This is a genomic window from uncultured Modestobacter sp. (assembly GCF_947486615.1).
Classification (GTDB): Bacteria; Actinomycetota; Actinomycetes; order Mycobacteriales; family Geodermatophilaceae; genus Modestobacter.
In genome coordinates, this window is sequence record NZ_CANKUD010000002.1 from 428,808 (window position 1) to 448,045 (window position 19,238).

Genomic DNA, 19,238 nt, shown 5'->3' on the forward strand with positions numbered 1-19,238 from the left:
CCGCCTGGCGGCATGGCCCCGTCCTGCGACGCACCCCCGAGAGGGGCCTCCGGGGCACGCCGGTGGCGGGGCCCTTCAGGCCCCAGGACGACGAGTGTACGGGACCGCCGGGACGGCCAGCCAACGCCCGCCCCCACAGCCCCGCGCACGGCTCCACACCCGGGTGCGCGAAGCTCCCACGATCACCGTGGCGAGTCGCCCTGGCCGAGGGCTCCTGCCGCGTCGGCACGGCCAGCGCGTCGGTCAGGTTGGGGAACCCCGTCGCCGCCTCCACGGCCGAGGCGTTGGCCACGAGCCGGGCCACCCTCTTCGCCGGTCGGCAGGTCCACGGTGGCGCGCATCACGGTGGCGCGCAAGGTCTCGGTGCGGGGCACCGCGCGGCGGACCTCGGCCGGGGAGGACGACAGGTCGGCCGGCTCAGCTCAGGGCGACCACGGCGCGGGCCAGGGAGAGCACCTTCTCGCCCCCGCTGGTGACGGTGAGGTCGACCCGCACCCGGCCGTCGTCCAGCAGGGCGGCGACCCGGCCGCGGACGGTCAGCTCGGCACCGGCGTCGTCGTCGGGGACGACCACCGGGCGACTGAAGCGCACGTGGAAGTCGACGACGGCCCCCGGGTCACCGGCCCAGCTGGTGACCGCGCGGGCGGCGAGGCCGGCGGTGAGCATCCCGTGGGCGATGACCCCGGGCAGGCCCACCTCGCGGGCGACCCGCTCGTTCCAGTGGATGACGTTGAGGTCGCCGGAGGCGCCCGCGTAGCGGACCAGGTCCGCCCGGGTGACCCGGGAGGTCTGCTCGGGCAGCTCGGTGCCGACCTGGACGTCGGCCGGGCGCCCGCTCACGCAGCGCCCCGGGCCACGAGCATCGAGCGGGTCGTGCAGACCGGCTCGCCGTCCTCGGTGACCAGGTCGACCCGGGTGGTCAGCATGTCGTTGCCGGCCACGGTCTTGACCGCATCGATGGTGGCGGTCGCGACCAGCCGGTCGCCGGCCCGGATCGGGCGGTGGTGGGTGAAGCGCTGCTCGCCGTGCACGACACGGCTGTAGTCGATCCCGACGTCGGGGTCGTCGACCACGACGTTGCCGGCGCCGAGGCTGAGCACGATCGCGAAGGTCGGTGGTGCGATCACGTCGGGGTGGCCGGCCGCCCGCGCGGCGGCCGCGTCGCGGTACACCGGATCGGGGTCAGCGAGCGCTGCGGCGAACTCCGCGATCTTCTCCCGGCCGACCTCGTACACGGCAGAGGGCGGGTAGCTGCGCCCGACCAGTCCTGCGTCCAGCGCCATGCTCCCGCCCTCTCCTCGCGACCGCTGGGGTCAGCGCGTCTCGCGGTGGACCGTGTGCTTGCGGTCGGTGGGGCAGTACTTCTTCAGCTCGATCCGGTCGGGGTCGTTCCGCCGGTTCTTGCGGGTGATGTAGTTGCGGTTCTTGCACTCCTGGCACGCCAGGGTGATCTTCGGACGGACGTCTGTGGCGGCCATGAGTGTGTCCTCGCCTTGTTCTGGTCAGTGGGTGGTGCCCACGCCCGACTGGTGCCGGACGCGACGACGGACCCCGAGAACGGGGTCCGTCTGGAGTAGCGGTGACCGGACTTGAACCGGTGACACAGCGATTATGAGCCGCTTGCTCTACCAGGCTGAGCTACACCGCCGGGTGACCGTGCGGCCCGGTCTCACGACTGGACCGGTGGTCGTCGTACGAGCCCCTTTACGGAATCGAACCGTAGACCTTCTCCTTACCATGGAGACGCTCTGCCGACTGAGCTAAAGGGGCCTGCTCCGAAGAGCCGTGGAGAACTGTACCTGATGTCCTCGGCCTCCCTGCAGGGGCCCGCCGAGAGCCCGCCGGTGGCGAGGGGGCAGCGAGGTCCTCCCTCAGGTCCGGACGAACAACCGGCGGTGGGTGGCGCCCGGCGCGGGGGCACGGACGCCGGTCCGCGCGAGCAGCCACCCCTCGAGCCGGTCGTCCGGCAACGGCCGGCTGACCAGGAAGCCCTGCAGCTTGTCGCAGCCCATCTGGGCCAGCAGGTCGCGGGTGACCTCGTCCTCGACGCCCTCGGCCACGACCCGGAGCCCGAGGTTGTGGGCGAGCTCCACGATCGAGCGGGCGATGAACGACTCGTTCTGACTGGTCGACATGCCCAGCACGAAGGACTTGTCGATCTTCAGCTCGTCGATGGGCAGCAGGCGCAGCTGGGACAGCGACGAGTAGCCGGTGCCGAAGTCGTCCATCGACAGCCGCAGCCCCAGGGCGTGCAGGTCGGCCAGGACGGTGCTGTTGCGCACCGTGTCGTCGACGACGCTGCCCTCGGTGAGCTCCAGGGTCAGCAGCTCCCCCGGGACGCCGTGCCGGCGCAGCGCCGACCGCACCCGCTCCACCAGGTCCGGCTGCACCAGGCAGCGCGCGGACAGGTTGACCGCCACGGACAGGGCGATGTCCTGGTCGAGCCAGCGGCGGCAGCGGTCCAGCGCCCGGTCCAGCACGTGGTCGGTGAGCGGCCCGATCCGGCCGATCTGCTCGGCCAGGCTGATGAAGTCGTCCGGCGGGATCTCGCCGTAGCGGGGGTGGGCCCAGCGCACCAGCGTCTCCACCGAGACGATGTCGGCGGTCCGGGTGTCGACGATGGGCTGGAAGACCACGGTGATCTGCCCCTCGGCCATCGCCGTCTCCAGCTCGGTGCCCAGCTGCAGCCGGCGCAGGCTCTGCTGGTCCAGCACCGGGTGGTAGGTCGCCACTCCCCCGGAGCTGTGCGCGGCCAGCAGGGCCACATCGGCGCGCTGGATGAGCGTCCCGGCCCCGGAGCCGTGCACCGGCGCGGCGGCCACCCCGATGGTGAGCGACACCTCCAGGTCGAGTCCGGCCACCCGCGCCCGGGTGGAGGCGGCCTCGCGCAGCCGGCGGGCAGCGCGCTCGGTGGCCGGCAGGGACAGCCCCGGCAGCAGGACGGCGAACTGGCCGCCCTCCATGCGGGCCACCAGCGCCTGCGGCGGGGCGTGCTCGCGCAGCAGCCCGGCGGTCACCAGCAGCAGCTCGTCGCTGGCCGCGTGCCCCAGGGTGTCGGTGACGTCGGTGTAGCCGTCCAGCGCGGCCAGCACCAGACCGGCCCGGGCGGTGTCCGGCTCGGCGGACAGCACCGCGTCGATCTCCGCCGCGAGCCGCTGGCGGTTGGGCAGCCCGGTCAGCCGGTCGTGGTCGGCATCGTGCCGGATCTGGGCGAGCAGCTGCTGCTGACGGATGGCGGCGTTGACGTGGGTCAGCATCGAGTCCAGCGCGCCCTGCTCACCGGCACCGAAGGTCATCACGTCGCTTCGGCGGTCGCACACCTCCAGGTACCCGGGCTCCCCGGCCGCGGTCACGACGGACGCCCCGAGGACCTCCCGGGCACCGCGCCGCCGCAGCGCCGCGAGCTCTCCGACGTCGGCCCGGACCGTCGTCAGCAGGACGGGACCGGCGGCGTCGGCAGCGAGGGCACGCTGGCGGACCAGGTCGTCAGGGTCCCCCGGCCCGTCGTACCAGGCGAGGCCGCCGTCGGTGGCGTCGACGACCAGCAGCGGCCCCTCGTCGAGGTAGGGCGGCAACCACAGCGCCACCCGGTCGGCATTGAGCAGTTCACGCACCGCCCGGACGATCTCGCGGGTACCGGCCTCGTCCGGACTGACCAGCTCCACCCGCCGGGCGAAGTCGTACACCTGCTGGACCGTCCGGCGCTCCCGTTGCGCCCGCGTCCCCTGCCGGAAGATCGCCAGCACGCCCAGCGCCAGCGGCACGATGAGCGCCCACCCCCAGAGCGTCTGCCGGGTCAGCAGGAGGGACACGACGCCGACGACGACGCTCAACGGTGCCACCGCCAACGCGGGGACCATGCCGAGCAGCAGGCCCCAGCCGGGGAAGCCACCGGCCAGGGAGATGGCCAGGCACGTCAGGAGCATCCCGACGAGGGTCGCGCCGATCAACGCGCACGCCAGGGAGAGCCAGCTCAGCGGCTGAGCGAGGTCCAGCGGCGGCAGCCAGGACAGCACCAGCACCGCCGCACAGACCTCGACCACAGCGAGGGAGAGGTTGAAGCCGAACTTCGGCAGCGGCAGGGACTGGCGCGCCAGCACGATGGCCACGGCGCCCACCCGCGCCACCGCCGTCCAGACACCACCCACCTCGACCAGCCCCACGAGGAGGGCGACCTCCGAGGGCGAGACCGAGAAGGTCTGCCGGCGGAACTCCACGTCCAGCTGGACGGACTCGGTGAGCAGGAATGCGGCGAACAGCGCGAGCACGGCCCACACCGGCGGAGTCGCCCAGGCATGCGGAAGCGTCAACGCACCGAACACGACCGCCGTCACGCATGCGACGGCGAAGATCGTCTCCGGGCGCCGGAACAGCGCTTCCCCCCTGGTCTCGGGGGCCGGACGTGCCGAGAACTCGGCCAACGTGAGCCTGTCTGTCGTGAGGCGGTGTCGACCGACGGTAACAGCGGCACCGGGCCTGCAGCAGCAGACTCACCCGATGGTGCGCGGCCCCGACCAGCGGGGCCCCGCACCATCCGGGTCAGCTGGTCAGCGGCTCCAGCGCCAGCCGCGAGACCAGCGCCAGCCACGGTCGGCGGCGGCGGGGCGGGCGGCGGTGAGCGAGATGGTGCTGGACATGACGCCTCCAGAGGGCACGACGGGATGTGGGCGCGGCAGCCGCCCACGCGGGGGCAGAGCGTCGTCCGGCACAGACCGCTATGGGGAGACTGCAAGGTGTCACCCACACGAGGCAACCGTTGACACGCCAGAGGGAACAGTTTTCGTCGTGTCGTCACTTTCCGTGAGCCAAATTGTCACCGTCGTGCGACATCGCGTGGCCGATCTCGGTCTCCGCGGTCCGGTTGCGTCAGGTCGTCGACCCAGTCGAGCGGCCCTGGGGCCGACGGGGAGACCGTCCCCAGGGTCTGCAGCGCCGAGGTGAAGCCGCCCCGCGCCCCGGCGCCCACCGGCACGCCGTCGGCGGTCGCGCCCAGTGCCTGGACAGCCCAGCGCTCCGCGTCGGCCGCCGTGCGCACCCGCCCGAGGTCCGGCCCGAGGTCCACCTCGCCATCGGCGTCCAGCAGCTCGGCGGCGCCGTCCACGACGGCTCCCACCACCTCCCCCGCTCGGCCGCGGGCCAGTGCGGTGGCCGGCAGGTCCACCCCGAAGGTCCAGATCATCTGGACGTCCACGGCCCGGCTCAGGGCCCGGCTGTAGACCAGCGCGTACCCGAGCCGCTGCGCGTGCTCCTGCACCGCGACGTGGCCGCCGGCGACCGCGGGGGCCGCCGCGCCCGCCGCGCCGCCGGCGAGCGCCGCGGCCAGGGCGGTCGTGACCACCTCGTCCCGCGCCGCGTCGGTGAGCAGGTGCGCGAGGCCACGCAGGGCCGCGTCGCCCTCGGGCGACAGCGCACCCGACACCCCGCTCGACGCCGCCGCCAACAGAGGGACGACGACGTCCGGCTGTCCGGCCACGAGAGCGGCCAGCGGCACACCCACCACCTGCAGGACCTCGGGGTCGACGAGCACCCTGGCCGTGGACCCCGGTGCCAGCCCCTCCCCCAGTGCGACGAGCCCGGCCTCCGCCACCTGGCCGGCCGTGGGCGCCCCGGCCGCCAGGCCCACCGCCGCTGCCAGGTCGGCGCCGCCGTCCGGCCAGGAGCGGGAGGTCAGGGTCGACCACGAGCGGGCGGAGCCCAGCAGCCGCGCGGCCGCCGACGGGTCTCCGCCATCGACCACCACCCGCAGCACGCTGACCAACGGGTCGGGCAGCGTGGCCGTCGTCCGGGCCGTGGCACCGGCACCCATCGCCGCCTCCCGGTCGAGCAGCTGGCGACCCCAGCCGACCGCGAGCCCAGCGGCCGCGGTGGCTCCGTGGCCGGCCGCCACACGCCCGAGGACCAGTCCCATGGCGATCCCGGCCAGGTCGACCGTGCCGTCCGGGTCGTCGCGGTCCAGCCGCACCGCAGCCAGCACGTCCACGCCCCGCCCACCGGACGCCGTCGCGGTGGCGACGACCGTGGCGAGCAGCGCGGTCAGCGCGTCGTCCTCGGCACCGGCCGCCCGGCTGCCCAGCACGGTCAGCAGCCAGCCGACCCCGTCGGCGCCGAGGCGGTCCAGCAGCTCGTCCACGAAGGCGGGCACCTCCGCGTAGGCCGCCCACCTCCCGGCTGCGGCCTCCAGCTCGGCGGCGGTGAGCCGGCCGGACAGCTCCTCCGCCGCCTGCCCACCCAGGTCGGCGAGCGCAGCCTCGCCCCAACCCGGCAGCCGGGCGGCCAGCCGGGCCGTCAGCCGGGCGACGCCACCGGGGCGCACGTCGCCCCCCAGCGGGCCGAGCGCGGCGGCCAGCAGCCGTGCCGTGTCCTCCGCGTCGTCCTCCAGCGCTGCGAGCAGCGCCCGGTGCTCGCAGGCCCGCGCGTCGTCGGCGGCGGCCACCGTGCCGGCCAGCGCCCTGGCCGCGGCCTCACCCGGCCCCGGGTCGCCGTTCTCCAGCGCCGGGCCGACCAGCAGCGCGATCCTCGCCCCGGCGTCGGCGAAGTCGGCCCGCTGCTCCTCGCGCAGCGTCGCCACCCGCGCCAGCACGCGCTGCCAGACCTCCTGGTGCTCACCCAGCCGCGTCCACGCGGAGACCAGCGCGACGTGCAGCTCACCGGCGACGGCGGTCGCGGCGGCCACCTCCACAGCAGCCGCCGCCGCGTCGGCGCCCTGCCAGCCCGGGACCACCCCCGCCGGCCCGAGCAGGTGCACGGTCATCCCGGCCGCGTGACCGGCCGTGGTCACCTGCGCCACCAGCTCGTCCAGGGCAGCGGGGGAGCCGGGCGGGTCGGGCAGCGGGGCCGGCGCCGACAGCAACCCGTTCACTGCGGCACCCCCCGGCCCGCCACCGGCAGGACCGAACCGTCCAGCTGCTGCCAGGAGTCAGCCGCTGCCGCGACCACCTCGCCGAGCCAGGACAGCTCACCGGCCAGGCAGCGCCCCGTGGCCCGGACGCCCTCGCCGAAGCCGACCGCGGCCGCGCCCAGCGGCCCGCCCACCGCAGCACCGGGCACCGCCGTCGCCGTCTGCCGCGCGCGCTCCGCGGCCGCCGCCAGGACCTCGGCCAGTGCGTACAGCTGGGCGGGGGTCACCTCGATCGACATGTCCGCAGTCTGGAGCCCGGGCGGGGCCGCCGGCGCGTCGTCCACAGGCCGCCCGGCCGTGCAGCGCCCGGCCAGGACGGTCGTCCACATCGTCCACAGCCGCCGTCCACAGTCGGTGGACGACGCGGACGGCGCCGCACGCCGGCCTCTAGGCTGCGCGCGTGCGACGCGGCCGACCCGGCACCCCGGACCCCGAGGCGGGCTCCACGCTGCCGTTCGTCCTGGTCTGCTGGCTGGTGGCGGCGCTGATGGCCTTCGGGGCGATCGCCGCCTCGGACGCCTTCCTGGAGCAGCAGGAGGTGCAGTCGATCTGCGACGGGGCCGCACTGGCCGCGGCCAACCAGGCCGACGAGGCCGTCGTCTACGCCCAGGGGGTAGGCGCGGAGCTGCCGCTCACCCGGGCGGCCGCGGAGGCCGCGGTGGCCGACCAGCTGGCCGACGCCGGGGTCGCCCTGGACAGCTGGTCGGCCGAGACGACCGGCGCCGAGGTGACGGTGCGCTGCACCCGGTCGGTGCCGATCGCCTTCGGCTGGCTCTTCCTCGGCGGGGAGCCGCTGGAGCGCACCGCGGTGGCCAGCGCCCGCGCGCCGACCATCCCCTGAGATCGCGCGGGGCCCGGGAACGAGAGCGGCCCCCGACCGTGTGGTCGGGGGCCGCCGTACCAGGCGTGGCGGGTGAAGGATTCGAACCTTCGTAGGCTAAGCCGACGGATTTACAGTCCGCTCCCATTGGCCACTCGGGCAACCCGCCGTGGTGGTACCGGGAGAGCTTACAAGACGGGGGACGACGTCCACGCCGGGTCCCGGCAGCGCGTCGTCCCCGCTAGGGAGGAACCGACATGGCCGATGCGTCCTTCGACGTGGTGAGCAAGGTCGACCGGCAGGAGGTCGACAACGCCCTGAACCAGGCGGGCAAGGAGCTGTCGCAGCGGTTCGACTTCCGTGGCGTCAACGCCACGATCGCCTGGGCCGGCGAGGAGGGGGTCGCCCTGCAGGCCGACACCGAGGAGCGGGTCGCCGCGGCACTCGAGGTCTTCAAGGAGAAGCTGGTCAAGCGCGGCATCTCGATGAAGGCGCTGGACGCCGGCGAGCCGCAGTCCTCTGGCAAGGTCTACAAGATCTCCGCCACGATCAAGCAGGGCATCGCCTCGGACAAGGCCAAGGAGATCGCCAAGGCCATCCGCGACGAAGGCCCCAAGGGCGTGCAGGCGCAGATCCAGGGCGACCAGCTGCGGGTGAGCGGCAAGAAGCGCGACGACCTGCAGGCGGTCCAGCAGCTGCTGAAGAGCAAGGACTTCGAGATCGCCCTGCAGTTCGACAACTACCGCTGACCTGCCCGGCGGGCGGCCACCGAGGCCGCCCGCCGCGGCGGGCTCCCCGACCCGACTCAGCGGCCTGGCGCGTCCACGGGGACGCCCGGGCCCGCGGCGACCGGCGTCCAGTCCTGGTGCTTGCCGGTCCGGCCGTCACCGGCGGAGCGGCGGACCACCGTGCGCAGCGCCCAGGGCAGCAGGTGCTCGCGGCACCAGCGGGCCTCGGCGCCGAGTCGCCGTGGCCCGTCCGGGCCGGGGTCGACGGCGTGGCCGGCCACCGGGTGGCCCAGCGCGTCCAGCACCAGGCCGGCGACCCGGCGGTGCCCGGCGGGCCCCAGGTGCAGGCGGTCCGCCGCCCAGTAGCCGGGACGGCGGAGCTCCTCGTCCCCGAACACGTCGACGAACGTCAGCCCGTGCCGGGTCGCCAGCGCCGCGACCGCCGCGGTCAGCGCCACGCCCCGGCGGTGCATCGTGCGGCCGAAGGGCAGCCGGGCCGTCGGGTCGGCCCCGCTGACCAGCACCAGCCGCACCCCCGCCCGCTCGCACCGCAGCACCGCCTGCTCGGTCAGCTCGACCAGCCGGGCCAGGTCCCAGTCCGGCCGCATCGCATCGTTGCCGCCGCCGTTGAGGGTCACCAGGGTCGGAGCCGGCGCCATCGCCAGCGCGGCCTCGAGCTGGTCGGTGACGACCGGGCCGAGCAGGCGGCCGCGCACCGCGGTGTTCGCGTAGTGCACCGGCCCGCCCACCGCGGCGGCCAGGCCGGCGGCCACCAGGTCGGCCCACCCACGCACCGAGCCGTCGGGGAGCTCGTCGCCCATGCCCTCGCTGAAGCTGTCCCCGATCGCCGCGTACCGCACGGACCGAGCGTAGGGAGCCCCGTGGCTCAGGACTGCCCGAGCTCCCGGGCCAGCTGCTGCAGCCGGGCGATGCGCTCGGCCATCGGCGGGTGGGTGGCGAACATCGACGCCATCCCCTGCCCGCGGAACGGGTTGGCGATCATCAGGTGGCTCTGGGTGACCAGCCGGTCGTCCTGGGGCAGCGGGCGGGCAGCGACCCCGCGCTCGAGCTTGGACAGCGCGCTGGCCAGCGCCAGCGGGTCGCCGGACAGCTGCGCCCCGGAGGCGTCCGCCTGGTACTCGCGGCTGCGGCTGACCGCCATCTGCACCAGACCAGCGGCCACCGGTCCGAGGAAGACCAGCAGCAGTCCGCCGACGCCACCTCCCCCCCGGTCCTCGGACCGGCCGCCGAACAGCGAGGCGAACATCGCCATGTGCGCCAGGTAGGTGATCACCGCGGCCATCGCGCCGGCCACCGAGCTGATCAGGATGTCGCGGTTGTAGACGTGCGAGAGCTCGTGGGCCAGCACACCGCGCAGCTCGCGGCGGTCCAGCAGTTCGAGGATGCCCTGGGTGCAGCAGACCGCGGCGTTGCGCGGGTTGCGGCCGGTGGCGAAGGCGTTGGGCTGGTCGGTCGGGCTGACGTAGAGCCGGGGCATCGGCTGGCGCGCCTCGGTGGCCAGTTCCCGCACGATCGCGTACAGCTGCGGCGCCTGGGTCTCGGTGACCGGGAAGGCGCGCATCGACCGCAGCGCCAGCTTGTCGGAGTTGAAGTACGCGTAGCCGTTGACCCCGAGGGCGACCACCAGGGCGATCAGCAGGCCGCCCCGGCCGAAGAGGCTGCCGACGAAGAGGATCCCGCCGGCCATCAGCCCGAGGAGCACCGCCGTCTTCAGACCGTTGTTCCACCGTTGCACGAGCCGTAGAACGCGGTCGCCCCGGCAGCCGTTCCCCTCCCGGCTGTGGACCGGCCGTGAGTCCGCTGCTCAGGGAAGGCAACCCTGTGTGCCTTCCCTCACGTTGTCCGCACGGCAAGTCGGTGCAGCCCACCCGCACGTAACCTGGCGGGTCGGAGGTACCTCACACACATGACTGGCACCAACCCCGGAATCAGCTCCGACGCGCACGGCGTTGCCCCCGGCATGGACCCTGCCGTGGACAGCCCCGTGCACAGCTCCGCCCCCGGCGGGCTGGTCAAGAGCGTCGTCGAGCTCGACCGCGTCGTCATCCGCCTGGCCGGCGACTCCGGCGACGGCATGCAGCTGACCGGCGGCCGCTTCACCAGCGAGACGGCGTCCTTCGGCAACGACCTGTCGACGCTGCCGAACTTCCCGGCCGAGATCCGGGCGCCCACGGGGACCCTGCCGGGTGTCAGCTCCTTCCAGCTGCACTTCGCCGACCACGACATCATGACGCCGGGCGACGCCCCCGACGTCCTGGTCGTGATGAACCCGGCCGCGCTGAAGGCGAACCTGATGGACCTCCCCGGTGGCGGCCTGCTGATCGCCGACTCCGACGAGTTCACCGCGCGCAACCTCGCGAAGGTCGGCTACGACAGCAACCCGCTCGAGGACGGCTCGCTGGACAAGTGGCAGCTGGTCGCCGTGCCGCTGACCTCGATGACCACCGACGCGCTGGCGGACTCGGGCCTGGGGAAGAAGGAGGCCGAGCGGAGCAAGAACATGTTCACCCTCGGCCTGCTGTCCTGGATGTACCACCGGCCCACCGAGGGCACCGTCCGCTTCCTGGAGCGCCAGTTCCGCCGCAAGCCGCAGATCGCCGCGGCCAACATCGCCGCCTTCCGCGCCGGCTTCAACTACGGCGAGACCACCGAGGCCTTCGCGGTCTCCTACGAGGTCAAGCCCGCCCCGATGGCGCCGGGCAAGTACCGGCACATCTCCGGCAACCAGGCGCTGGCGTACGGGATCATCGCGGCCGGCCAGCGCTCCGGGCTCCCGGTGTTCCTGGGCGCGTACCCGATCACCCCGGCCAGCGACATCCTGCACGAGCTGTCCAAGCACAAGTCCTTCGGCGTGCGCACCTTCCAGGCCGAGGACGAGATCGCGGGCATCGGCGCGGCTCTGGGCGCCTCCTTCGGCGGTGCGCTCGGCGTCACGACGACGTCCGGACCGGGTGTCGCGCTCAAGGCCGAGACGATCGGCCTGGCGGTGATGACCGAGCTGCCGCTGCTGATCATCGACGTGCAGCGCGGTGGCCCCTCCACCGGCCTGCCCACCAAGACCGAGCAGTCGGACCTGCTGCAGGCGCTCTACGGCCGCAACGGCGAGGCCCCGGTGCCGGTGATCGCCCCGCGGTCGCCCGGCGACTGCTTCGACGCCACGCTCGAGGCCGCGAGGATCGCGCTCACCTACCGGACGCCGGTGATCCTGCTGTCCGACGGCTACCTGGCCAACGGCGCCGAGCCGTGGTCGATCCCGGGGGCATCGGAGCTGCCCGACCTGCGCACCGAGTTCGCCACCGAGCCCAACGGTGAGGACGGCGAGTTCCTCCCCTACCTGCGCGACCCGGAGACCCTGGCCCGCGCCTGGGCCGTGCCGGGCACCGCCGGGCTGCAGCACCGGATCGGTGGGCTGGAGAAGGCCGACAAGACCGGCAACATCTCCTACGACCCGGAGAACCACGACTTCATGACCCGCACCCGGCAGGCCAAGGTCGACGGCATCGCCGCCTCGATCCCGGCCACCGAGGTCGACGACCCGGACGGCGACGCCCGGGTCGCGGTGATCGGCTGGGGGTCCACCTACGGCCCGATCGGCGCCGCCTGCCGGCGGATCCGCGCCTCGGGCCGGTCCATCGCCCAGGTGCACCTGCGGCACCTCAACCCGCTGCCGGCCGACCTGGGCGAGATCCTCGCCCGCTACGACCGGGTGATCTGCCCCGAGATGAACCTCGGGCAGCTCGCCATGGTGCTGCGAGCGAAGTACCTGGTCGACGTGCACAGCCACACCCAGGTGCGCGGGCTGCCGTTCCGCGCCGCCGAGCTGGCCGCGGTGTTCCAGGACGTCATCGACGGCACCACCGGGACGCCCGCCACGGCCGACCACACCGACACCACCATCCTCGACGTGCCTGCACAGACGGGAGCGGCCCTGTGACCGCCATCGAGTCCACCAACGCCCACGTGCACGACCTCGGCATGCCGGGCGGCCCGGACGTCACCACGATCGCCGGCGCCATCGACGCCTCGGTCGCGGCGAACGGGCCGAAGCAGACCGCGCTCAAGGCCAAGGACCTCAAGACCGACCAGGAGGTGCGCTGGTGCCCGGGCTGCGGTGACTACGTCATCCTCAACGCGGTCCAGAGCTTCCTGCCCAGCCTCGGCATCGCCCGCGAGGACATGGTCATCATCTCCGGCATCGGGTGCTCCTCGCGCTTCCCGTACTACATGAACACCTACGGGATGCACTCGATCCACGGGCGCGCCCCGGCCATCGCCACCGGCCTGGCGGCCTCCCGCCCGGACCTGTCGGTGTGGGTCGTCACCGGCGACGGCGACGCGCTGTCCATCGGCGGCAACCACCTGATCCACACGCTGCGCCGCAACGTGAACCTGACGATCCTGCTGTTCAACAACCGGATCTACGGGCTCACCAAGGGGCAGTACTCCCCCACCTCCGAGGTCGGCAAGGTCACCAAGTCCACCCCGATGGGCTCCCTGGACCACCCGTTCAACCCGGTGTCCCTGGCGCTGGGCGCCGACGCCACCTTCGTCGGGCGGGCGATGGACTCCGACCGCAAGGGGCTCACCGACGTGCTCCGGCAGGCCGCCGAGCACCAGGGCACCTCGCTGGTGGAGATCTACCAGAACTGCAACATCTTCAACGACGGCGCGTTCGAGCTGCTCAAGGACCCGAACACCGGCCCGATGTGGACCATCCCGCTGGTGCACGGCGAGCCGCTGGTCTTCGGTCCGGGCGGTGCCTCCTGCGTCGTCCGGGACGACTTCGGCGGGCTGCGGATCGCCGAGACCAACCAGGTCGACGCGGCGCAGATCGTGGTGCACGACGCGCACCGCGAGGACCCGTCGTACGCGTTCGCGCTGTCCCGGCTTTCCAGCCAGGACCTGCGGTACACCCCGATGGGCGTCTTCCGGAAGGTCGCCAAGCCCAGCTACGACCGGATGATGACCGACCAGCTCGAGGACGCCGCCGCGCAGCAGCCGGCCGACCTCGACGCCCTGCTGGCCGGTGGCGACAGCTGGACCGTCAGCGCCTGACCCGAGCACTGCACGACAGTGGCCCAGAACCCCTCGGGTTCTGGGCCACTGTCGTCCAGCGCCCCCGCAGCAGCCCGGTCAGCACCGGCAGCGCGGCGACGGACCCGGCGTGGGGAGGGGCGGCGAGATCGAACACCAGCCGGTGCGGGCCGGTCGCTCAGCTGGCCGGGGTGACCCGGAGGAGCTGGTCGGAGTCGTCGCCGTTGTCGGTGGTGACGTACAGGGCGCCGTCACCGCCCTGCTCCACGGTGCGGATCCGGCCGTAGCTGCCGTCCAGCTCCGGCAACCGGAACTGCTCGACGAGGGCGCCGGAGTCGTCCAGCCGGAGCGCCAGCACGTGCTCGCCGCGCAGCGCGCCGAGCAGGAGCAGGCCGTCGTAGTCGCCCCACTGGTCGCCGTCGAGGAAGGTGCCGTCGCTGGGTGCGATGGGCGGCGCACCGGAGCTCCAGACCGCCTCGACCACGTCGTCCCCGAGCTCCGGGTCGGTCATCGGGACGCTCTCGTCGTACTCCCCCGAGCCCACCGGGTTCCAGCCGTAGTTGCCGCCGGGCTGCAGCAGGTTGACCTCGTCGTCGGTGTCGGGCCCGTGCTCGACCGAGTAGACCTGCTCGGTGCCCGGCCGCACGGCCAGGCCCTGCACGTTGCGGTGCCCGTAGGTGAAGATCAGGTCCTCGGCAGCGTCCGTGCCGACGAACGGGTTGTCCGGCAGCGCTTCCCCGGTCGCCGGGTCGACCCGCAGCACCTTCCCGGCCAGCGAACCGAGGTCCTGCGGGTTGGTGCCGACCGCGTTGTCCCCCGTGCCGACGAAGAGGGCACCGTCGGGGCCGACCGCCAGACGGCAGCCACCGTGCCGCCCGCTGCCCTCGTTGACCGGAATGCCGGCGACCAGCGGATCCTCGACCCGGGACGCGCCGGTCCAGTCGTCGGTGACGGTCCAGGCGATGACCTCGATCGAGGCGGCCGCGCCGTCCTCGACGCCCTGGCAGGTGTAGAACCGCTGGTTGTCGGCGAATGCCGGGTCGAGAGCGAGCCCCATCAGGCCGGTCTCGCCGTCCACGAACAGGTCGTCGAGGTCGGCGTCCAGCTCCCGCACCTGCCCGTCGGGCCGGACGGCGGTGAACCCGCCGGCCCGCTCGTCGAGCAGCAACGTGCCGTCCGGGGCCCGGACGACGTCCCACGGGTGGTCCAGCCCCTCGGCGAGGACCTCGACGTCCAGGGCGGGCGCACCCGACGGCGGGCTGGTGACGGCCTCGTCGGGGCCGGCGGCCTCCCCCGGGTCGCCGGAGCCACAGGCGGCCAGCAGGAGGACGGCGGTGAGGGCGGTGGACGTCCGGGAGAGGCTGTTCACCCCACCCAGCATCCCCGGCACCGACCGGTCGTGCACGATCAGCTGGTGCGCGTCACCACGTACGTGCACAGCGCGGACAGCGCCTCCCGGACCGGCCCCTCCGGGACGGCGGTGAGCCGGGCCCGGGCCCGGTCGGCGTACCCCTCGAGCACGGCGGTGGCCCGGGCCAGCGAGGCCGAGCTGCGCAGCAGGGCGAGGGCCTCGGCGTGCTCGGCGTCGTCGACCACCGGGCCGGCGACCAGCTCGCGCAGGCGGGCCTCGGCCGGGTCGTCGCCGGCCAGGGCGAAGAGCACCGGGAGGGTGGCGATGCCCTCGCGCAGGTCGGTGCCGGGCTGCTTGCCCGAGGCGCCCTCGCTGACGATGTCGATCAGGTCGTCGGAGAGCTGGAAGGCGACGCCGACCTCCTCACCGAAGGCGGTGAGCTCGGCGACCAGGGCGTCGTCGACCCCGGCGAACGAGGCACCGAACCGGGCCGAGGTGGCCACCAGCGACCCGGTCTTGTCGGCGAGCACGCTCAGGTAGTGGTCGACCGGCTCCTCGCCGGCCTGGGCGCCGACGGTCTCCCGCAGCTGGCCGGTGACCAGCCGCTCGAAGGTCTTGGCCTGCACCCGCACCGCCTCGGGCCCGAGGTCGGCGAGCAGGTCCGAGGCGCGGGCGAACAGGAAGTCGCCGGTCAGGATGGCGACGCTGTTGGTCCACCGGCTGTTCGCGCTCGGGGCGCCGCGCCGCACGGACGCCTCGTCCATGACGTCGTCGTGGTACAGCGTGGCCAGGTGGGTCAGCTCGCAGACGACCGCGGCGTCGACCACCTCGGGGGCGTCGGCGTCGCCGAGCTGCGCGGCCAGCAGCGCGAGCATCGGCCGGAACCGCTTGCCCCCGGCGGCCATCAGGTGACCGGCCGCCTCGCTGACGAACGCGTGGTCGCTGGCGACCGCGGTGGCCAGCGACGCCTCGACCCGGCCCAGGCCCTGGGCCAGCGCGTTCCCGAGCTCACCCTCGGGCAGCCACGGCCCGATCGTCGAGGGCGGGGTGGACGGCCGGTGCCACAACGGGGTCTCCTGGTGGTCTCTGCGTCCACGGGCCCGCGGGCTGGTGGTGCCGGCTCCGGTCATCAACCGCTGAAGATACAGGCCGGACACCGGTGGCAGCCGGGCCCGTCGGCTCAGCCGACCAGCACCGCCGCGGAGTCGGCGAGGTCCAGCACCGAACCGGGGAGCACGCCGAGCACCAGCGTCGCCGCCGCGGTGACCGCCAGCACGATCGTCGTCGGCAGACCGGGCACGCCGACGGTGGGCCCGTCCGGGACGGGCTCGGAGAAGTACATGAGCACGATGATCCGCAGGTAGAAGAAGGCGGCGATGGCACTCGTGACCAGGGCGACCACCGCCAGCGGCCAGGCTCCGGTCTCGATGGCGGCCCGGAAGACGGCGAACTTGCCGGTGAACCCACTGGTCAGCGGGATGCCGGCGAGCGCGAACAGGAACAGGGCCATCAGCGCGGCGACGACCGGTGAGCGCTGCGCCAGCCCGGCCCATTGCGACAGGTGGGTCGCCTCCCCCTCCCCTGAGCGCACCAGCGTGACCAGGCCGAAGGCGCCGAGCGTGGTCAGGCCGTAGGCCAGCAGGTAGAACATCGTGGCCGCCAGCCCCGGGCCGCTGCCGTCGGCGCCGAGGCCGATCACGCCGGTGAGCAGGAAGCCGGCGTGCGCGATCGAGGAGTAGGCGAGCATCCGCTTGACGTCGGTCTGGGTGAGCCCGAGCACCGCGCCGACCACCATCGAGGTGATCGCCAGGGCGTAGACCAGCGGCCGCCAGGTCCACTCGGCGGTGCCGAACGCGACGTAGAGCAGCCGCAGCACGGCCCCGAACGCGGCGACCTTGGTGGCGGCGGCCATGAAGGCGGTCACGGCGGTGGGGGCGCCCTGGTAGACGTCCGGCGTCCAGGTGTGGAAGGGCGCGACGCTGGCCTTGAACATCAGCCCGACGACCAGCAGGCCGAGGCCCAGGACGAGCAGGGTGTCCCCGCCGTCGACGACGGCGGCCTCCCGGATCGCCGACAGCCGGACGCTGCCGGTGGCCCCGTAGACCAGCGCCAGGCCGTAGAGGAAGAAGGCGGAGGCGAAGGCGCCCAGCAGGAAGTACTTGACCGCTGCCTCCTGGGACAGCAGCCGCCGGCGGCGGGCCAGGCCGGACATCAGGTACAGCGGCAGGCTGAGCACCTCCAGCGCCACGAACATGACCAGCAGGTCGTTGGCGGCGGTGAACAGCATCATGCCGCCGAGGGCGAAGGAGGCCAGCGGGTAGACCTCGGTCTGCACCCGCTCGTCGGTGGCCAGCTCGCGGTCCCGGACGCTGCCGGCCGGCACCGAAGCGACCGCGACGAACGCCGAGCGGGCCGGGTCGAGCGCGCGCTCGCTGAACAGCAGCACCGAGAGCGCGCCCAGGACGGCGATGGTGCCCTGCAGGAAGAGGGCCACCCCGTCGACGGCGAGCGCCCCGGCCGCGGTGACCTCGCGGGTGCCGGCGAGCAGCAGGGTGGACACGAACGCCCCGACCGCGCCGGTCAGCGCGATCGCCACCTGCACGGGGTGCCGGACGGCGCGCGGTGCGAACGCCTCCACCAGCACGCCGACGGCGGCCGCGCCGAAGACGAACAGCAGCGGGGCGAGCGCTGCGAACGACAGGTCCGGGGCCGAGACGCCGTCCATCAGTCGGTTCCTCCCTCGGTGCCGCCGACCTGCGGGGTGTTGCCACCGGGGTCGGCGCCGACATCGCTGATGGTGGCCTCGACGGCCGGGGTGACCAGGTCGATCAGCGGCTGCGGGTAGACGCCCAGCAGCAGGACGAGGGCGACGAGCGGGCTGACCACGGCGATCTCCCGCCGCGACAGGTCGGGCACCGCCCGGGTGCGCGGGGGTGTCGGCGCGGTCAGCACCGCGGTCGCCCCACCGCCGTCCGGTGGTCCGGCGTGGTCGGGCACGGGGTCGGGCTCGGGCTCGGGCTCGGCGAGGACGCCGCGGGCCGGCCCGTGCATGACCCGCTGGTACATCAGGAGCACGTAGAGGGCGGCCAGCACGATGCCGACCGTGGCCAGGACGGTGTGCACGGGCCGCTCCGGGAACGACCCGATGAGCACCAGGAACTCGCTGACGAAGCTGTTGGTGCCCGGCAGGGCGAGCGACGCCAGCCCGGCCAGCAGGAACACCCCGGCCAGCAGCGGCACCCGGGTGGCCAGCCCGCCGTGGTCGCTGATCCGGCGGGAGCCGCTGCGGGCGATGACCATGCCGACCACCACGAAGAGCAGGCCGGTGGCGATGCCGTGGTTGACCATGTAGAGCACCGCGCCGGTGGCCGCCTCGGTGGTGAAGGCGAAGATGCCCAGCGCGATGAAGCCGAAGTGCGCGACCGAGGTGTAGGAGACCAGCCGCTTCATGTCGTCCTGCCCGACGGCGACCAGGGCGGCGTAGAGCACCCCGACCACGGCCAGCGCGAGGACCCAGGGCGCCAGGTCGCGGGAGGCGTCGGGGAACAGCGGCAGGCAGTAGCGCAGGAAGCCGAACGTGCCCACCTTGTCCAGCACGCCGACCAGCAGCACGGAGGCACCGATCGGGGCCTCGGCGCCGGAGTCGGGCAGCCAGGTGTGGAAGGGGACCAGCGGTGCCTTGATCGCGAAGGCCACGAAGAAGCCGAGGAAGAGCAGCTTCTGCACGTTCGGGTCGATCTCCAGCTGCCGCAGCGCGTCGAAGGCGAAGGTGCCCTCGCCGAGGGAGGAGTTGCTGACCACGTAGAGGCCGATGACCGAGGCGAGCATCACCAGCCCGCCGAGCAGGCTGTAGAGGAAGAACTTCACCGCCGCGTACTGCCGGTTCGGACCGCCGAAGCTGCCGATCAGGAAGTACATCGGGACGAGCATCGCCTCGAAGAAGACGTAGAACAGGAAGACGTCGGTGGCGGCGAAGACGCCGACCATCAGCGACTCCAGCAGCAGCAGCCACGCCCAGAAGGCGGTCATCGAGCGCGGCCCGCGGCCCGGGCGGGGAGGCGGCGTCTCGTGCCAGGAGGCACCGACGACGACCGGGACGAGCACCCCGATGAGCAGCAGCATGCTCAGCGCGATGCCGTCCACGCCGAGGGCGAAGTCGACGCCGAAGTCGGGGATCCAGGCCACCGAGGTGGTCAGCTGGAACCGGTCGCCGCCGGTGTCGAAGGCGACCGTGGCCAGCACGGCCAGCAGCAGCACCAGCAGGCTGACCGCCAGGGCCAGCGGCCGGGCCAACGCCGCGCGGGCGGTCGGCAGCGCGGCGACGACTGCCGCGCCGAGCGCCGGCACGACGATCATCGCGAGCAGGAACGGGAAGTCAGCCACGGT

16 protein-coding genes and 3 tRNA genes are annotated in these 19,238 nt (G+C 73.6%); 4 read left to right on the plus strand and 15 right to left on the minus strand.

Annotation, left to right across the window (positions count from 1 at the left end; translation table 11 throughout):
• Positions 1–417 precede the first annotated feature (417 nt).
• From Q1A09_RS05360 to Q1A09_RS05395, 8 genes are all read right to left on the minus strand, one after another.
• Positions 418–840, minus strand: coding sequence for a MaoC family dehydratase (locus Q1A09_RS05360; RefSeq protein ID WP_299952431.1), 423 nt, complete (start codon positions 838–840; stop codon positions 418–420).
• Positions 837–1,283: a MaoC family dehydratase N-terminal domain-containing protein gene (locus Q1A09_RS05365; RefSeq protein ID WP_299952432.1), complete on the minus strand. Its 447-nt coding sequence runs from the start codon at positions 1,281–1,283 to the stop codon at positions 837–839. Before Q1A09_RS05365 ends, Q1A09_RS05360 begins: the two co-directional genes overlap by 4 nt.
• A gap of 30 nt (positions 1,284–1,313) precedes the next feature.
• Entirely contained in the window at positions 1,314–1,478 is a 165-nt protein-coding gene (gene rpmG, locus Q1A09_RS05370; protein ID WP_014742879.1) for a 50S ribosomal protein L33, read from the minus strand.
• A gap of 96 nt (positions 1,479–1,574) precedes the next feature.
• Positions 1,575–1,648, minus strand: a tRNA-Met gene (locus Q1A09_RS05375).
• A gap of 49 nt (positions 1,649–1,697) precedes the next feature.
• Positions 1,698–1,770, minus strand: a tRNA-Thr gene (locus Q1A09_RS05380).
• Positions 1,771–1,871: 101 nt separating this feature from the next.
• Positions 1,872–4,277, minus strand: coding sequence for a bifunctional diguanylate cyclase/phosphodiesterase (locus Q1A09_RS05385; RefSeq protein WP_299952433.1), 2,406 nt, complete (start codon positions 4,275–4,277; stop codon positions 1,872–1,874).
• Positions 4,278–4,813: 536 nt separating this feature from the next.
• Positions 4,814–6,859 (minus strand): hypothetical protein, encoded by a 2,046-nt coding sequence (locus Q1A09_RS05390; RefSeq protein ID WP_299952434.1) that lies wholly within the window; start codon positions 6,857–6,859, stop codon positions 4,814–4,816.
• Positions 6,856–7,137 carry a hypothetical protein gene (locus Q1A09_RS05395; RefSeq protein ID WP_299952435.1) on the minus strand — a complete coding sequence of 94 codons (282 nt, stop codon included), beginning with the start codon at positions 7,135–7,137 and terminating at the stop codon, positions 6,856–6,858. Before Q1A09_RS05395 ends, Q1A09_RS05390 begins: the two co-directional genes overlap by 4 nt.
• A gap of 161 nt (positions 7,138–7,298) precedes the next feature.
• Here Q1A09_RS05395 and Q1A09_RS05400 point away from each other — a divergent pair, with 161 nt between their 5' ends.
• The gene (locus Q1A09_RS05400; RefSeq protein WP_299952436.1) at positions 7,299–7,739 is read left to right on the plus strand and encodes a pilus assembly protein TadG-related protein; all 441 of its coding nucleotides are present in this window, start codon (positions 7,299–7,301) and stop codon (positions 7,737–7,739) included.
• 66 nt (positions 7,740–7,805) lie between these two features.
• On the opposite strand, the gene Q1A09_RS05405 is transcribed toward Q1A09_RS05400, so the two are convergent.
• Positions 7,806–7,887 (minus strand) — tRNA-Tyr (locus tag Q1A09_RS05405).
• Positions 7,888–7,975: 88 nt separating this feature from the next.
• Here Q1A09_RS05405 and Q1A09_RS05410 point away from each other — a divergent pair.
• Entirely contained in the window at positions 7,976–8,467 is a 492-nt protein-coding gene (locus tag Q1A09_RS05410; protein WP_299952437.1) for a YajQ family cyclic di-GMP-binding protein, read from the plus strand.
• Positions 8,468–8,523: 56 nt separating this feature from the next.
• On the opposite strand, the gene Q1A09_RS05415 is transcribed toward Q1A09_RS05410, so the two are convergent.
• Entirely contained in the window at positions 8,524–9,306 is a 783-nt protein-coding gene (locus Q1A09_RS05415; protein WP_299952438.1) for an SGNH/GDSL hydrolase family protein, read from the minus strand.
• A 26-nt stretch (positions 9,307–9,332) separates the two neighbouring features.
• Complete coding sequence (gene htpX / locus Q1A09_RS05420; protein WP_299952439.1) at positions 9,333–10,202, minus strand: zinc metalloprotease HtpX; 870 nt, start codon at positions 10,200–10,202, stop codon at positions 9,333–9,335.
• Between the two features lie 237 nt (positions 10,203–10,439).
• Between htpX and Q1A09_RS05425 the strand changes: the two genes are divergently transcribed.
• Both Q1A09_RS05425 and Q1A09_RS05430 read left to right on the plus strand, forming a co-directional pair.
• Positions 10,440–12,401 carry a 2-oxoacid:acceptor oxidoreductase subunit alpha gene (locus Q1A09_RS05425; RefSeq protein ID WP_299952440.1) on the plus strand — a complete coding sequence of 654 codons (1,962 nt, stop codon included), beginning with the start codon at positions 10,440–10,442 and terminating at the stop codon, positions 12,399–12,401.
• Entirely contained in the window at positions 12,398–13,522 is a 1,125-nt protein-coding gene (locus Q1A09_RS05430; protein WP_299952441.1) for a 2-oxoacid:ferredoxin oxidoreductase subunit beta, read from the plus strand. Before Q1A09_RS05425 ends, Q1A09_RS05430 begins: the two co-directional genes overlap by 4 nt.
• Positions 13,523–13,679: 157 nt before the next feature.
• Here the strand turns inward: Q1A09_RS05430 and Q1A09_RS05435 are convergent, their stop codons facing one another.
• From Q1A09_RS05435 to Q1A09_RS05450, 4 genes are read right to left on the minus strand one after another with little or no spacing between them, the layout of a single operon-like run.
• Positions 13,680–14,939 carry a sorbosone dehydrogenase family protein gene (locus tag Q1A09_RS05435; RefSeq protein WP_299952442.1) on the minus strand — a complete coding sequence of 420 codons (1,260 nt, stop codon included), beginning with the start codon at positions 14,937–14,939 and terminating at the stop codon, positions 13,680–13,682.
• Positions 14,909–15,982 (minus strand): polyprenyl synthetase family protein, encoded by a 1,074-nt coding sequence (locus Q1A09_RS05440; protein ID WP_299952443.1) that lies wholly within the window; start codon positions 15,980–15,982, stop codon positions 14,909–14,911. The genes Q1A09_RS05435 and Q1A09_RS05440 overlap by 31 nt, the downstream gene beginning before the upstream one ends.
• Positions 15,983–16,032: 50 nt before the next feature.
• Positions 16,033–17,577, minus strand: a complete 1,545-nt coding sequence (gene nuoN, locus Q1A09_RS05445) for an NADH-quinone oxidoreductase subunit NuoN (RefSeq protein WP_299952444.1) — start codon at positions 17,575–17,577, stop codon at positions 16,033–16,035.
• Positions 17,577–19,235 carry an NADH-quinone oxidoreductase subunit M gene (locus Q1A09_RS05450; RefSeq protein ID WP_299952445.1) on the minus strand — a complete coding sequence of 553 codons (1,659 nt, stop codon included), beginning with the start codon at positions 19,233–19,235 and terminating at the stop codon, positions 17,577–17,579. Before Q1A09_RS05450 ends, nuoN begins: the two co-directional genes overlap by 1 nt.
• Positions 19,236–19,238: the final 3 nt, after the last annotated feature.

Coding starts and splice junctions, on each gene's coding strand:
- Q1A09_RS05410 (WP_299952437.1), top strand. CDS start 7,976: ATGGCCGATGCGTCCTTCGACGTGGTGAGCAAGGTCGACCGGCAGGAG.
- Q1A09_RS05395 (WP_299952435.1), bottom strand. CDS start 7,137: ATGTCGATCGAGGTGACCCCCGCCCAGCTGTACGCACTGGCCGAGGTC.
- Q1A09_RS05440 (WP_299952443.1), bottom strand. CDS start 15,982: ATGACCGGAGCCGGCACCACCAGCCCGCGGGCCCGTGGACGCAGAGAC.
- rpmG (WP_014742879.1), bottom strand. CDS start 1,478: ATGGCCGCCACAGACGTCCGTCCGAAGATCACCCTGGCGTGCCAGGAG.
- Q1A09_RS05365 (WP_299952432.1), bottom strand. CDS start 1,283: ATGGCGCTGGACGCAGGACTGGTCGGGCGCAGCTACCCGCCCTCTGCC.
- nuoN (WP_299952444.1), bottom strand. CDS start 17,577: ATGGACGGCGTCTCGGCCCCGGACCTGTCGTTCGCAGCGCTCGCCCCG.